This is a genomic window from Paenibacillus chungangensis (assembly GCF_042675905.1).
Lineage (GTDB): Bacteria > Bacillota > Bacilli > Paenibacillales > Paenibacillaceae > Pristimantibacillus > Pristimantibacillus chungangensis.
The window spans coordinates 21,150-35,990 of record NZ_JBHTJZ010000030.1 but is presented as its reverse complement, the minus strand read 5'-3'; the positions used below and the strand labels follow the sequence as shown (position 1 = coordinate 35,990).

The 14,841-nt window shown below is 50.5% G+C and carries 15 protein-coding genes; 2 read left to right on the top strand and 13 right to left on the bottom strand.

Annotation, left to right across the window (positions count from 1 at the left end):
* Positions 1 to 171: 171 nt before the first annotated feature.
* The 8 genes from ACFQ2I_RS17070 to ACFQ2I_RS17035 all read right to left on the bottom strand — a co-directional run bounded on the left by ACFQ2I_RS17070 (position 172) and on the right by ACFQ2I_RS17035 (position 7,033).
* Positions 172 to 348, bottom strand: coding sequence for a hypothetical protein (locus ACFQ2I_RS17070; RefSeq protein ID WP_377566299.1), 177 nt, complete (start codon positions 346 to 348; stop codon positions 172 to 174).
* 193 nt (positions 349 to 541) lie between these two features.
* Positions 542 to 1,141: a helix-turn-helix domain-containing protein gene (locus ACFQ2I_RS17065; RefSeq protein ID WP_377566297.1), complete on the bottom strand. Its 600-nt coding sequence runs from the start codon at positions 1,139 to 1,141 to the stop codon at positions 542 to 544.
* 25 nt (positions 1,142 to 1,166) lie between these two features.
* On the bottom strand, positions 1,167 to 1,535 hold the full coding sequence (locus tag ACFQ2I_RS17060; protein ID WP_377566295.1) for a hypothetical protein: 369 nt from the start codon (positions 1,533 to 1,535) through the stop codon (positions 1,167 to 1,169).
* Positions 1,532 to 2,011: a response regulator gene (locus tag ACFQ2I_RS17055; RefSeq protein ID WP_377566293.1), complete on the bottom strand. Its 480-nt coding sequence runs from the start codon at positions 2,009 to 2,011 to the stop codon at positions 1,532 to 1,534. Before ACFQ2I_RS17055 ends, ACFQ2I_RS17060 begins: the two co-directional genes overlap by 4 nt.
* Before the next feature lie 275 nt (positions 2,012 to 2,286).
* Positions 2,287 to 3,444, bottom strand: coding sequence for a glycoside hydrolase family 88 protein (locus ACFQ2I_RS17050; protein ID WP_377566291.1), 1,158 nt, complete (start codon positions 3,442 to 3,444; stop codon positions 2,287 to 2,289).
* Positions 3,445 to 3,480: 36 nt separating this feature from the next.
* Positions 3,481 to 4,362, bottom strand: coding sequence for a carbohydrate ABC transporter permease (locus tag ACFQ2I_RS17045; RefSeq protein WP_377566289.1), 882 nt, complete (start codon positions 4,360 to 4,362; stop codon positions 3,481 to 3,483).
* An 18-nt stretch (positions 4,363 to 4,380) separates the two neighbouring features.
* Positions 4,381 to 5,340, bottom strand: a complete 960-nt coding sequence (locus ACFQ2I_RS17040) for an ABC transporter permease (protein WP_377566353.1) — start codon at positions 5,338 to 5,340, stop codon at positions 4,381 to 4,383.
* Between the two features lie 43 nt (positions 5,341 to 5,383).
* A complete protein-coding gene (locus ACFQ2I_RS17035; protein WP_377566287.1) occupies positions 5,384 to 7,033 on the bottom strand; it encodes an extracellular solute-binding protein in 1,650 nt (549 codons plus the stop codon).
* 287 nt (positions 7,034 to 7,320) lie between these two features.
* Between ACFQ2I_RS17035 and ACFQ2I_RS17030 the strand changes: the two genes are divergently transcribed.
* Entirely contained in the window at positions 7,321 to 9,627 is a 2,307-nt protein-coding gene (locus ACFQ2I_RS17030) for a helix-turn-helix domain-containing protein (RefSeq protein ID WP_377566285.1), read from the top strand.
* A gap of 205 nt (positions 9,628 to 9,832) precedes the next feature.
* The gene (locus ACFQ2I_RS17025) at positions 9,833 to 10,393 is read left to right on the top strand and encodes a class I SAM-dependent methyltransferase (RefSeq protein WP_377566283.1); all 561 of its coding nucleotides are present in this window, start codon (positions 9,833 to 9,835) and stop codon (positions 10,391 to 10,393) included.
* Here the strand turns inward: ACFQ2I_RS17025 and ACFQ2I_RS17020 are convergent.
* The 5 genes from ACFQ2I_RS17020 to cdaA form a co-directional block, all read right to left on the bottom strand.
* The gene (locus tag ACFQ2I_RS17020; RefSeq protein ID WP_377566351.1) at positions 10,371 to 10,580 is read right to left on the bottom strand and encodes a hypothetical protein; all 210 of its coding nucleotides are present in this window, start codon (positions 10,578 to 10,580) and stop codon (positions 10,371 to 10,373) included. The genes ACFQ2I_RS17025 and ACFQ2I_RS17020 overlap by 23 nt on opposite strands.
* 33 nt (positions 10,581 to 10,613) lie before the next feature.
* A complete protein-coding gene (locus tag ACFQ2I_RS17015) occupies positions 10,614 to 10,904 on the bottom strand; it encodes a hypothetical protein (protein WP_377566281.1) in 291 nt (96 codons plus the stop codon).
* Between the two features lie 157 nt (positions 10,905 to 11,061).
* Positions 11,062 to 12,402, bottom strand: a complete 1,341-nt coding sequence (gene glmM, locus ACFQ2I_RS17010; protein ID WP_377566279.1) for a phosphoglucosamine mutase — start codon at positions 12,400 to 12,402, stop codon at positions 11,062 to 11,064.
* Between the two features lie 55 nt (positions 12,403 to 12,457).
* Complete coding sequence (locus ACFQ2I_RS17005; RefSeq protein WP_377566277.1) at positions 12,458 to 13,999, bottom strand: CdaR family protein; 1,542 nt, start codon at positions 13,997 to 13,999, stop codon at positions 12,458 to 12,460.
* The gene (cdaA, locus tag ACFQ2I_RS17000) at positions 13,992 to 14,828 is read right to left on the bottom strand and encodes a diadenylate cyclase CdaA (protein ID WP_377566275.1); all 837 of its coding nucleotides are present in this window, start codon (positions 14,826 to 14,828) and stop codon (positions 13,992 to 13,994) included. The genes ACFQ2I_RS17005 and cdaA overlap by 8 nt, the downstream gene beginning before the upstream one ends.
* Between the last annotated feature and the right edge of the window lie 13 nt (positions 14,829 to 14,841).

Here is a 14,841-nt window from a genome sequence, read left to right as displayed (position 1 = left end):
GGTAAATTTCTCCCGTCCGACGGATGCCAACGAATGCGCGGCTCAGGCCATATGAAGTTGTCACTATTTCGTTAGATTAAAGATTAGTGCGCAATCGTGCAACTCTTCTCCCGTACCTGGTGCCCGCCCCGCAAGCGGCATCGTGGACAATTGGGAGTGTAACTTGCTTCATTAACGGCAGCCCGCCGTACGTTTGTGCGATCGGTCGCCCAATCGTTTTGCGTAACGGCTTTCGGTCGGCCAGCCCATAACCGGAAGGTCCCCGCCGAATACTTCGAACACCTTCACCTCGTCAGCTTCCCGTATGAATCCGGCAGCAAGCCTTCCATCTGGACGGCACTGCGGCATTCATCACGCAAGCTCTGGCGCTTTGGAATCGCGTACAACCTCTATCCTCGCTTTCCTTCTTGAATCATACTACCTATCATATTCATAATTTCCATAAGATGCAACTACCAATTACACTTAACCGATTGTTCGCTTCTCAATGGGGCGACAGCATTCACCGGCCATCACCCGACTACTTCTCAGCGCTGAACCACTATTGTCTATACTGATTAGGACTGACCCCCACCGCTTGCCGGAACACTCTTGAGAAGTACTTCTCATCCTGATACCCGACCATGGCAGAGATAACCCCGATTCTCAAATCAGACTGGTGCAGCAGATTCTTCGCATGCTCGATCCGCAATTTCTGCACGAATTCCTTAATACCGATATGATACTTCTTGCGGAACAACCGGGACAGATGAAGGGGATGCATGTGAAATAGTTTGGCCAACTCATCGATCGTCTGAAAGCTGGCATAATGCTCCCGCAGATGCCGCTCCAGCTCCGCCACCGGATCCTCCCGCTCCATCGCTGCTTGTTCTTGCAGATTACGGAGGTGCCGATACAGACTATCGGCAAATTCCGCTTCGGAGAAGACGCCATCTTCGCTCCACGCATTCAGGCAGCCGTATTCAAATGCAGGATTCCCGGCCGCATGCTCTCGTCGATTCTGCCTCAGCCATTGCAACTCCTCGTTCCACAACTCGATCTGCTTCTGCGTGAATGCGCCTTCTCTGTTCCAGCAACTCTCTCCTGCCCGTACTTCTCCTCGCGTCCGACTTGCGGATAGGCTATATGCACGTAACGGCATGAGGCGCTGTAGTCAATTTCCTCCATCATGCGCATCTCTTCCCGGGACAGTTCCCCGAGTTGATCCGGGAGCTGGCGAACAGATGCAGCCGGTAACGGAACAGCCGATAGACCATATCATGAATCGCTTCGCAAGTCGCTTCCGCCGTATCTGGTCCCTGTAGCCACAACACCATGCAGTTGCCTCGAGGCAGATAACGGAATACCGCGCCCTTGTGACCAAGCAGCTCCAGCATACAATTCTGCAATGAGTAGTACAGAAGGTCGATGCGGTTGCCGTACATCCGCCGGATGCGCGGCAACCGCTCGTTAACGGGAATAAATACAACTCTATACCGTTGCCCCAGACTTATGCTGAATTCCCGTTCCAGTTCTACGGTGTGTTCTTCCATCACATCCGGTCGATCTGTGCATAAGGACAGACGGTCGTCCCAGTATGACCATTTGATCTGCTGCGCCTTGCTTCCATAGCCTGCCGCTCCCGCTCCTTAGACGTCTCCGCGTCGAGTTCCCGCACAGCCTCGATCAGCCGTTTGAACACTTCCTCCTCGTCGATCGGTTTGATGAAGTAGTCGAAGCCGCCGTATGCGATCGCTGTCTTCATATATGCATATTCATCATAACCGCTAATAACGATTTTGCGATGCGGATAACCCAGCTCCGTCAATGCCTGCAGCAGTCTCACACCGTCTTTCCCCGGCATCCGCATATCTGTTAGAATCAATTCGGGCCGATGCTCGAATATAAGCTGCAGCGCAGTCTCTCCATTATCAGCTTCCATCACTTCGGTCACACCGAGCGCATTCCAATCGAACACCGTCTGCAAAAAAATGCGCGTATGCCGCTCGTCATCCACTACAATCGCCTTCATCCGCTTCCCTCCTTCACTGTTAAGGTTCGTGATGTTCATAGGTTAAGTGTAGAACGCTCAGTCCTGTAGCAACACCGACAAACCAAACACAATTGGTGGACTTTTTGTACTGACAACATTAGCCTATAGAGCTGCTTTCATGACCAATCACGCTTCCCACGTCTCCTCCATGACAATACCGAGCCAATCAGCATAAAAAACCGCAAGCCGCACTCCATAAAAGAAGTGCAACTTGCGGATTCAAATAATCGTTGCTTTATGATGCCTTTTAATCGTTACTTTACGCCTGTCTTGGCTTCCTTCCGCTCGTACCAGTAGCCCGGAACGCCCTTCTCCAAGCGCATCAGCGCTTCCATGTAGTAATAGTCGCCCCAGATCATGTAGTCGTCCGGTCCGAGATCGCCCCTGATATGATAGGAGCCGTGATCGATCAGCCCTTCCGCATCCGGCTCTCCCATCGTGGAGTAGTTCGTCACGAGCGAGCGCATGGAGCGTTCCACCGCATCCTGGAAGTAAGCGCGGTCCTCGTCATCCTCCGCCAGATGCTCCAACAGCTCCAGCATGCCGCAGGCGGCAATGGCGGAAGCCGAGGAATCGCGCAGCGTATCCGCGTTCACTTCTACATTGAAGTCCCAGTAGACGACATCGTCCTCAGGGAAGCGCTCCACGAAGTAACGGGCGAGCCTTCGCGACGTCTCCAGATACTGCTTATCCCCCGTATAGCGATAGGACAAGGCGAACCCGTAGATGCCCCATGCCTGCCCTCTCGTCCAGGTGGAACCATCGTGGTAGCCTTGATGCGTACCTCCGCCGATCGGAATGCCCGTCGAAGGCTCGAAGTAGAACGTATGATACGAGGAATCGTCGCCCCGCACGAGGTAACGTCTGCTCTTGTCCGCATGCTTCACCGCCACTTCGCGGTACCTCTGATCGCCCATCTGCTCCGAAGCCCAGTACAGCAGCGGAATGTTCATCAGGCAGTCGATAATGATGCGTCCGCCGTTCTTCTCGTCGCCCTTCGGTCCCCACGCCTGAATATACTCCCCTTCCGGCCGCCAGCGCATCATCAGCTTGTCAGCCGCATCCAGCGCGAGCTGCTTCGCCGTCTCATCGCCTTCGATCATCCAGGCCGCCAGAGCGGACGGGCTGTAGAGGAAGCCGATATCGTGATGGTCCAGCGCGACGTCTTCATCCAGCCGTCGGCGATAATCCTTCACCTGCGCTTGCGCCATATCGCGGAATGCCGTATCGCCGCTGTATTCATAGGACAGCCACATCATGCCGGTATAGAAGCCTTCAATCCAGTCCGTGCTTGGTCCCCACTCATAGCATTTGCCTTCCGCTTGACGCCGGATGTGAGGGAATTGCAGGCCATGCTTCTCTCCATTTCGCTTCGTCTTCTTCATCGCATCTTCAATTGCTGCTTGCCACACTTCGCTAACACTCCTTTCCCCTTAACGGGGGATATCCTAACCTTTAATTGCTCCGATCATAACCCCTTTGACGAAGTACTTCTGCAAGAACGGGTATAGGCACAAGATTGGAACGGTGGCCACAATGATCGTTGCATACTTGATCGTCTCGCCCACCGGCATCTTATCACCGCCGCCAATTCCCGTCAACATGGAGTCCGTCGAGTTGGAGATCAGAATTTCCCGCAAGATAAGCTGCAGTGGATACAAATCTCTCGTCCGAATATAGATGAGCGCCTGGAACCAGGAATTCCAATGATACACACCGTAGAAGAGAATCATAACTGCGATGACGGGCATCGATAGCGGCATGATGATTCGGAACAAGACGGTGAAGTCGTTGGCGCCGTCCAGCTTCGCGGACTCCTCCAGGCTAACTGGAACCGCCTGAAAGGCCGTGCGCATAATGATCAAGTTATATGCGCTCATCGCTGTCGGAAGAATAAGCGCCCATCGGCTGTCGACAAGTCCCATATTTTCTACCAGCAAGTAAGTCGGAATTAGTCCCCCGTTGAAGAACATGGTGAATACGATCATGAACATAATCGGATTTTTCCACATGACATTTTGTCGGGACAGAGCATACGCGCCGAGTGATGTCATCAAGATGTTCAGAGAAGTGCCCGCTACTACATAAATAATCGTATTCATGTAGCCTGACAGGATGCTAGGATTCTGGAACACCAGTTTATAAGCCTCCAGAGTTGCGCCTTCCGGATACCAGATAATCCCCCTGACTTTCACAAGCCAGGCAGGATCACTGAGGGAGGCGAATAGGACGTAGAGGAACGGATACAGCGTAACGACGGACAACAGGAACATAAAGAATACGTTAGCGCCGTCGAAGATCCGTTCACCAATACTGCGATGTGACATCATAAGCCTTTCGCCTCCTTATTACCAAAGTTTATTGTCGCTCGTTCTTCTGCTGATCGCATTCGCTACGACAAGCAGTGTGAAATTAATGAGAGAATTGAATAGGCCGACTGCCGCACTATAGCTGAAGTTCGCCTCCAGAATACCTTTCCGGTACACGAATGTGCCAATGACGTCCGCTGTCTCGTATGTCGTGCTGTTATACAGAAGCAAGATCTTCTCCATGCCCACCATCATGAAGTTGCCGATCTGCAAGATAAGCAAGATCACAATCGTCGGCATAATGCCCGGCAGCGTAATATGGAACACCTGCTTGAAGCGACTGGCGCCATCCACCTTGGACGCTTCGTAGAGCGCAGGATCGATGCCTGACATCGCAGACAAATAGATGATGGAACCCCAACCGATATTCTGCCATATATTCGAAGAGACGAATACCGTACGGAACCATTCCGGCTCCATCAGGAATATGATAGGCTCACCGCCGAACCATGCGATGAGGTTATTGATGAGCCCATCTTGCGACAGAAAGTCAACCATGATCCCCGAGATGACTACAATGGATATGAAATGCGGCATATACGTAATCGTCTGTACCGTCCGCCTGATCAACACGCTGCGCAGCTCATTCAGCAGCAAGGCGAGTAGGATGGAAGCCGGGAAGCCGAACAACAGTTCATAGGAGCTGAGCAACAGCGTATTGCGCAGCAGCCGCCAGAAGTAATAGCTGTTGAAGAAATCCACGAAGTGCTGGAATCCTACCCAATCGCTGGCCCACATGCCAAGCCCAATGGAATAATCCTTGAAGGCGATCTGCAGCCCATAGATTGGCAAGTAGAAAAAGATAATGTAATAAGCAACTACGGGCACAAGCATGAGATAGACATATTTGTTCATCATCAGGTCACGGAACGCACGGTAGCGGAAGGCGTTCTTATCGACTCTTGCTTGCGGGAGACCCGGCTTCTTATTCAGCATCATTGACATATCGAGTCCTCCTGTCGGTTAGTACGTCAGTCCGGTCCTACCGGTTTTTGTAACGGTCAAGCGCAGCCTGTTGAGCGGCAATCGCTTCATCGACATTCATCTTATTGATGGTATCCACGAACTTGTCGAAGTTTTCGATCGGCTCCTCACCCATAATGAAGCGGTTAATCATCTCGTCGCGATACGTCTTCACGTCGTTCATAATGGAGGACACTTTGGAGCTCTCATCCGCAGTAAGAGTAACAGGCGGCATCAGCTTGGTATGGTCGGCTTGCGCCCATGTTTGCTGCGCTTCCTTCTGCGTATCCAGCTGCAGATACTGCTCCAGATAACGCTTATCCTGTACCATCGGGCCGCTCCAGCTCGCAATGAAGTTTTGCGCCATCGCTTGCGTAATCGGCAGACCGTCCGGGTTGTTCATAATGAGATCGGTATATTTGGGATATCCGTCGACCATCTCGTAGCTCTCGCCCTCGATACCGAAGTTGAACAGCATATGGCCTTCCTGGCTATACTTGTAGTCAAGCCATTTTACGATTTCTTCAGGATTTTTCGCACTTGTGGAGATCGCCGCACCGATCGTGCGGAATGGATGTGCGTAGAAGCCAATTGCATTGTCGCCGCCGTCCAGCGTCGGATAAGGTGCTCCAATGAACGATACCTCCGGTATTTCTCCCTTCATCAAGTCCGTGTAACGGCCGATGCCGCTGCCTGGATAGGTGGACAGCGAGCCCAGACGATTGCCTGTTACCTTCGCATCTCTCAACTTTCCATCAATTGTAGTGGGATATTCCTTATCAATCAGCCCTTCCTTATACCATCTTGCCATCGTCTCCAGGAATTCCTTGAATTCCGGCTGAATCGGACCGTAGTTAACTTTCCCGTCTACCTGATAGAATTCGGACATGATGCCCCAAGCTCCCAGGAACAATTGACCTGTATCCAGGGCGGCAATATCGAACAGGTAAGGAATCTCATCCTTCTCGCCATTCTTATTCGGGTCCTGGTCGCGGAATGCTGTCAGCACTGTCTCCCATTCGCTAATTGTCTTCGGTACTTCCAGATTCAAGTTCTCCAGCCAGTCGCCGCGAAGCACGGGACCGTAGAACACGGAGAGCATCGGGTCGCCGAGCAAGAATGGCATCACGTAAATATTGCCCTCATCCGTCGTAATCATTTTTCTGAATTCCGGATTATCATTCAGCACCTTCGTCAAGTACGGCGCATGCTCCTCGATTAGTTCGTTCAGACGTATAATGCGCTTCTCTTTAATGAGGCTATCTGCGCCTTTAGGAGCCGCGCTCCACGTATATTCAATGACATCGGGCATTTTGCCAGAAGCGATCATCAGGTTGAATTGGTCTTTCTCCTGTCCGGTTGGCGGATGCTGGAACTCTACCTTAGTGCCTGTTATTTTCTCCAGCTCTTTATATGCGGCAATGCCGTTGTAATCCTTCATTGTCGCTCCCGCATTGCTGTTCAGACCGACCCAGTAGCTAACTTTCTCCGGATAACCGATTTCCTTCGGAGTGGCTGATGCTTCCGTTCCCGTCCCTTTATTCGTATTATTCGGTTTTACATTGCCGCCGTTCTCGTTTCCGCTGTTGCTGCTGCAGCCGGCCACTACCATGGCACTGATCGTTAATGTCGTCAACACAGTTGAAAGCGTCTTCTTTTTATTACGCATAGATTTGAACCCTCCCAATTTTCATAATGTGTGTCGCGGCGCTAGGCCATGAAGCAAGTATAGATGGGTTCCTGTCATCTCGCCTATAATCTACTCTTGCAATCCCCTTACCAGATTTCATTTCGAGCACTAACCGATCTTCATATCGGCTAATATTTCTTCACTTATTGCCTGATTTATGCGGTAGCCACGCCCCTTCGCACATAGGATGAATTGAACGGCAGAATGGATTGTGCTACGATTATATCACTAAAAAAGTCCGTTACAGCATTTAGGGGGTATGAATGGTGAATCAACGTAAAACGGTGTTTCTAACCTTATGGCTGTCCTACTTGCTTATATTGGCTATTCCCGTCGCTGTATCTGCTTACTTGTACCATAATATGAAGGACGCCTTGGTAGATAATGCGAACCGTTCCAATATGGCGATGCTGGAGCAGGTAAGAGAGGTTGTAGAGAATCATCTGACAGATCTGGAACAGCTGTCCATGCAGGTTGCCAGCCACCCCAAGCTGCAGACATTATGGAACATGAACGACGGACAACGTTATATCGACTATTGGGAAGCGATGAAGGTGTTGAACAATATGCAATTAGGCAGTAAGTTCATTCATAACTTCTTCCTCTATTTGCACGATCAGGACATTCTCCTTTCGCAAAATATGAAAACGGATACAACTACCTACTTCAGCGATATTGTGCCCTACAAAGATAAAACGGTTGATGAAGTGAAGGAGCTGCTCTTCACGGGATATCACTTCAATTCATTCTGGCCGTCCATGACCGTATACGACCAATCGAAAGAGAAGAACATGATTACCTCTGCTATTACTCTTCCTATGGGAGAGAAGCAAAACGTGCGCGCTACGCTAGTCATGTATATCGACGAACAGCATATCTTCAATCTGCTGAATCAAATCAAATGGGCGAACTCCGCTTCCATGTACATCGTAGACGCAACTGGAGAGACCATCCTGTCCTACTCCGAGCATGGAATGGAGCTGGGGGAGGGCATCCTCACCCGTCTTCAGGGCACTAACCATTATGAGGCTACGTCCTATAACGGCGAGAGAATGCTTCTGTCCCATACGACGGGCAATAGCGGCTGGACCTATGTCTCGCTGGCGCCGGAGAAGGCAGTACTCAGCCGGGTAACGGACCTGCAGAGTCAGGCGCTTACCTTGCTTGTTATTGCCATTCTGGCAGGCACGGCGATCGCTTACGGGATGGCTTATCGCAGCTACAGCCCGATTCGCGATATGGTCTTGTCGCTGATGAATGGCCATGGGGACGCATCTGCATCCGCTCCTGCCGTCACGCGGATGAACGAATACGAATTCATTAAGTCTTCTATTAAGCACAATCTGGAGGAGGGCAAGAAGCTCCGTCAAGCGCTTGAAGGGCATACGCCCGTTGTGAGAGCCCATTATTTGTCCCGGTTGCTGAAGGGGCAGGTAACGACAAGCACATTCAAGCAGGATTCCCTCGACTTCATCGATGTGAAGTTCCATACCGACTACTTGAGCGTCGCGCTTATTGAAGTGGATGACTGCACCCGCTTCATCAAGAATAACAATGAAGAAGAGTGGGCGCTCGTGCGCTTTATTCTGGCTAATCTGAGCCAGGAGCTGATCAAGGAGAAGGGGCACGTCATCGAGACGGAGCATAATCAGCTGGCGCTGCTGCTACAGTCGCCGGATGCGTCGGGCACCTCCAGAGCGGAACGGGACAAGATTATTACGGAGCTGAAGAATTTGATTAAATCCCGCTTCAAGATGGACATTACGATCGCTTACAGCTCCATACGTGAGGGACTAGAAGAGGTGGGGCGGTGCTACAGCGAAGCGCTAAGTGCACTGGACTATCGAATCGTGCACGGTATCGGGAAAATGATCGACTACGAGGATATTAAAGGACTGGAGCGTCAGTATTACCACTATCCGATGGATGTCGAGACACAGCTGATGAATATGCTAAAAGCAGGCGACTATGCGGGCACCGAGAAGCTACTGGACGTATTATATGAGAAGAACATCGCCTCCGGAATTATGACGCCGGAGATGGGCAAGTGCCTATTCTTCGATCTGCTGAGTACCGTTTTGAAGGTAATGAATGCATTGAAGCTGGATACCGCCTCCGACGACTCCGGTTCCTTCGATCCTGCCAAGGAGTTCCTGAACAGCACATCGGCCATCGATATGCAGAGCAGACTGAAGGAGCTATGCCAAGGCATATGCAGTAGCGTACAGGAAGCGCGCTCTGCGCAAGGCGACCGCTTGAACAACGAGCTGCTCGCCTTCATAGAGCAGCATTACAAGGACAACAGCCTCAGCCTGACGATGATTGCGGATCACTTCAACATGACGCCGCAATATATATCCGGCTACTTCAAGAAGCACAACAACCGCAATTTGACGGATTACATCGTCGATATTCGCCTGACGGAAGCGAAGCGGCTGCTGGCGGAGAGCGGCTGCACGGTGCTGCAAGTCGCTCAGCAGGTAGGCTATGCGACGGACATCGGCTTTATCCGCGTCTTCAAGAAGCAGGAAGGCATCACTCCGGGCAAGTATAGGGAGATGAATGCCAGCTAGGGGCTCTGCTAGTGCAGAAGCCTCGGCTGGCTTCTTTATTCGTTACTACGTAGGTACTGAATTTTTCCACAACATCTTTTATCGATGTGCCACTTCAATTAAAACTAATGGATATATGGTTAATGAACATAGACTATTGAACGGAGTTATATTACATTAAAAACACGTTAGTTTAGATAGGATTTATTAAACTGGAGGTTGTTTAATGAAAAAAGTAGCATATGACGATTATTACAAGAAGCCCAATTATTTTGGGAATCCATATCCAGGTCTCATTGCATTTTTCGCAAATTTTCACCTAAAAGGAAGTATTCTTGACTTAGGGTGTGGACAAGGAAGAGATTCATTGTCCATTGGAGAATTAGGATATAAAGTTATTGGAATTGACCATTCAACAGTTGGGATAAACCAGCTTAATAAGGAAGCTAAAAAAAGAAATATAGATGTTGAAGGAATAATAGGTAACGTCTATGAATTTCCGATAACTAATGACATTGATTTTGTATTATTAGATTCATTGTTACATTTTTATAAAAATGATTTTAAAAAAGAGACCGAATTTGTAAACAAAATACTAACTGAACTTAGAGAAGGCGGAGTTTTCGTGAACTGCATCTTAAAAGGGGATGCACGTGAAAAGACTTTGAAAAAGATTATTAAAGAGTCTCCATATGAATGGGAAACACTAACCGATGCTTATACTGAGTACAGTGAAGCTGATGCAGAATACCATCTACTTGCCGTTAAAAAGAAAAAAAAACATTGAAACACTTCATTAACAATAGAGCGCATAAAGTAGTAAAAAGGTCTGATTTCCTTTTGCCTCCTCCGCTATATCCTGTCAGTGAATAACACGTCATAGCATCATCCTTCAGTATTACACCCTCGGCTACCAGAGGTTGAATAGCTAAAATAAACCCTGTCGCATGACATCCCGGGACGGAGACTCTGATTGAACTTTGAATCGTACTTCTTTGATTCTCATTTCATTCTGGCAATCCGTATGTCCACTCGGAATTCGTTCTAAACGCCGTACTTGCATCAATTACTTTTGTTTTACTATTGCTTATTATGGATACGAATTCTCTTGAAGCAGAATCTGGAAGACAAAGAAATACGACATCAGCTTCGTTTATTAGTGCCTTGCGCGCCTCATAGTCTTTTCGCTGATCCGACTCAATTTTGATGACTTCAACGTTTGGAATCACGGATAAGTATTCTTCGAATTTCAGCCCCGTTGTACCATCTTGTCCATCCACAAAAATTTCATGTTTCATACTCCCCACCCTTCACCAATTTCATTTATGTATAATGATACAAATTATATTGTATTTATACAATAATTAAAAGCAAAAGAGGCATGCCGGCCGCAATTCTTTGCAGCTAGTCATGCCTCTTCTTCTTAACGACATATATAATAAGTTCCGTTAACGCTTAACCCAGTTCACGCTTCACCACATTAGCGATTCGTTCGACATAAGCTTCCACCTTCTCTTTGTCCGGTCCTTCCGCCATTACACGGATGAGCGACTCCGTACCGGAGGGACGAACCAGCACGCGCCCGTTGTCGCCGAGCTCCGCCTCCACTTGCTGTACAGCCTCCTGAATCGCGGCGTTCCCCTGGTACAAGCTCTTGTCTGCTACGCGAACATTAACCAGCTTCTGCGGGTACTTGCGCATAAGCCCCTTCAGCTCACTCAGCTTCTTACCGGAGGAAGCCACGGTATCCACCAGTTGCAGAGCTGTCAGGATGCCATCGCCTGTCGTAATGTAATCCAGGAAAATGACGTGACCCGATTGCTCGCCGCCCAGATTATAACCGCCGCGGCGCATCTCTTCCATCACATAGCGGTCGCCGACAGCCGTCCGGGCCGTCTTAAGCCCAATGCTCTCTGCGCCCTTGAAGAAGCCGATGTTGGCCATGACAGTGGTGACGACCGTATCATGCTTCAGCTTCCCCTCGCGCTTCAAGCGATCGCCGATCATGCACAGCACATAATCGCCATCCACTTCTTCTCCTTGTTCGTCTATCGCGATTAAGCGGTCTGCATCACCGTCGAAGCTAAGCCCCAGGTCTGCGCCATGCTGCAACACCTGTTCCTTCACATATTCCGGATGCGTCGAGCCTACTCCCGCATTAATGTTGCGGCCGTCCGGCTCTGTGCCTACAGAGATGACAGTCGCCCCTAGCTCCCGGAACAGGACAGGCGCCATCTCGTAAGCCGATCCGTTCGCACAGTCCAGCACGATCTTCATTCCCTGGAAGCGATTCGCCACCGTCGTTGTCAAGTAATCCATGTACTGTCGCTTCGCATCCAGATCCGTCACGACTGTACCGATGTCTCCACCCGCCGGACGAGGCAGTTCATCCTGCACCGCATCGATCAGGCTCTCGATCTCCAGCTCCGTCTCATCGGATAACTTGAAGCCGTCTCCGGCGAAGAACTTGATGCCGTTATCCTCTACGGGGTTATGGGAAGCGGAGATCATCACGCCTGCATCCGCCCCCAATTCCTTCGTCAAGTACGCTACTGCCGGCGTAGATACAACACCGAGACGGACAACGCTTGCTCCAATGGATAACAGTCCTGCGACCAACGCCGCCTCCAGCATAGGGCCGGATATACGCGTATCTTGTCCGATTACCACTTTCGGTTTAATGGCCGTTCTTGTCAGCACATATCCTCCACAGCGCCCGATCTTGTAGGCCAGCTCCGGCGTCAGCTCTTTATTGGCAATGCCGCGAACGCCATCCGTTCCGAAATATTTCCCCATATCTCCTTAACCCCTTTAATGTTCATTATCTATTCCCAATTCATACTTTATCCAATTATATGGCAACAGTCATTCCATTGTTCTGAACACTGCCTCCATACTTCCCCTTCTTCTCTTCCCCGATGCTATCGCCATTATTACTTGCACCGTCATTATCGTCACTGTCGGATAGTAGGGTATTCTTGGAATCGGCATCCGTCGAACTGCCGGAGTTGTCAGTAGACGCACGCCGCTGGTCGCTTGCCGCTTCATCATCGGCATCCTGCTCGTCTCCCATATCCTCAGAACCGTCCGGTGTATCGGTCGGATTGGTCCCCACCTCGACATCCTCCGCGCCCTCGCTCGTCTCCAGCGACTCGTCCACGATCTCAATTGACGCCGTCAGCGGCTGTCCACCGTCAAGTACCGGCTGCACGTATGGCGGAAGGTCGATCTCCAGCGGTACTTTATGTATGCCGGCTTCCAGCCCGTCTACATTGGCGACGATCCGCACCTCCGAAGCGTTCAAGTCCTGGAGGACGGATGCTGCGCCGCTCACGACGAGATCCATCCTGCCTCCTACTGGCAAGCGAATCTCAGCGCGGAACCCTTCCGCCACACTGCTCACATCTACGTCAATACCGCTTAATGTACGGGTAATCGCCCGCTCCACAACGATCTGAAGCGCGACCTCCCCCGGAACTACCGCTTGAATGCCATCCAGCGGCGGCGTTTTCACCTCAATCACACCGGATTCCTTCACCTTAGACAGATCCAGAACAGCGCCGTCATACACCTGGATGCGGTCCAGTTCCTCTTGCTGGGCGTACACTGTCACTTGATCAAGCTCCGGCTTAACCGATACGAGACTCACATTTTCCGGCAAGTCCCCGGTATATCGGACCTGGAGCGGAACCTGCTTGAACGGAAGTGTCACCTGCACTTCCACGTGCAGCGAATCCGGCTTTACGATGGCCTCCGGCATTTCATTGCCGTCTTTGTCGTAGACGACGATTTTGGCCCGCTTGTTGGATACGGTCTTATCCGCACCTTCCACATTCATCGTAACGGCTGCCGTTCCGACCCTGCTCATATCGTCTCTTGGCAGCGTTACTTCGATTACGCCTCCGCCTTCGGACATGATCTCAGGCTCGCCCATGACGTAGCCCTCCGCCGGCTTTCCTTCCACAATAACTCCGACGTCTAAATTATTCGTTACAATATCCTCAATTCGGACCATCACCGTTCGTGGAGAGAGCTCAATTTCTTTTATCCCTTTCGGCAAAGTCACGCTAAGCGGGTATTCATCTATCCCCGGCTTTGCATCCGACAAGTCGACACTAACGATATAATCTGCATTGCCCGCGGCGAACAGTGACGATATGCGGCCTTCCACTACAAGTCGGGCGACCGATGGTTCCATCGCCGATAGTACATATTTACTGGTATCGAGCCCTTCGGCTTGGATTGCGATTGCTTCAATAATTTTCGTGTCGATGTTAGACGTGACCCGCTGCGGCGACGTCTCCGGATCGACATGAACAACCGCCCATAGCAGAAGGCCCAGTATAACCGATATAATCTTCAACGCGGTAGGATGATTCAGCAGCTTATCCATGACGATCACCCTTTCTCTTCCACCATGCTGCCAGCAGTCCGTTCTCCTTGCCTCCCGTCTTAGGCCTCAGTTCTTCGAACAGCTTGGATATGAGCGACTCTTCATTAATATCTCGAACAATCATCCCGTTCAAGGAGAGAGAGACTTGACCCGTCTCCTCTGATATGACGATGGACAAAGCGTCACTAACCTCGCTCACTCCGATCGCTGCGCGATGACGCGTGCCAAGCTCCTTGCTGATGAACGGATTCTCCGACAAGGGCAGGTAGCAGCCTGCCGCCATAATCTGGGAGCCTCTAATAATGACGGCGCCATCATGAAGCGGAGAATTCGGTGTGAAAATATTAATGAGCAGCTCCGAGGATATTCTTGACTCCATACTCGTTCCCGATTCGATCAATTCGCTGACGCCTGTCTGGCGTTCGAATACAATTAAAGCGCCGCATTTGCGCTGCGCCATATACTGAACGGCTCGAATGACCTCTTCAATGCTTTCGCTAATGACGGTACGCTCCAGAGAGGAGGAACGGGAGAACAGATTGCCCCTGCCTAGCTGCTCCAGCACCCGCCTAAGCTCCGGCTGGAAGATGATCAGAATCGTCACTATACCGAAGGTGAACATCTGATTCATGACCCACTTCAAGGTATACAGATTGAACCAGGTGCTAATCCCCCAAGTCGCCACCAGTACGAAAATGCCTTTAAGCAGTTGAACCGCGCGCGTTCCCCGAACGAGCAATATCATTTTATATATAATAAAACTTACAATCCCGACATCGATAATGTCCTTCAGCCAGTCGTGCCAAGTTGTATCTGTAAAGTAACTCATCGGTCAACCCCCA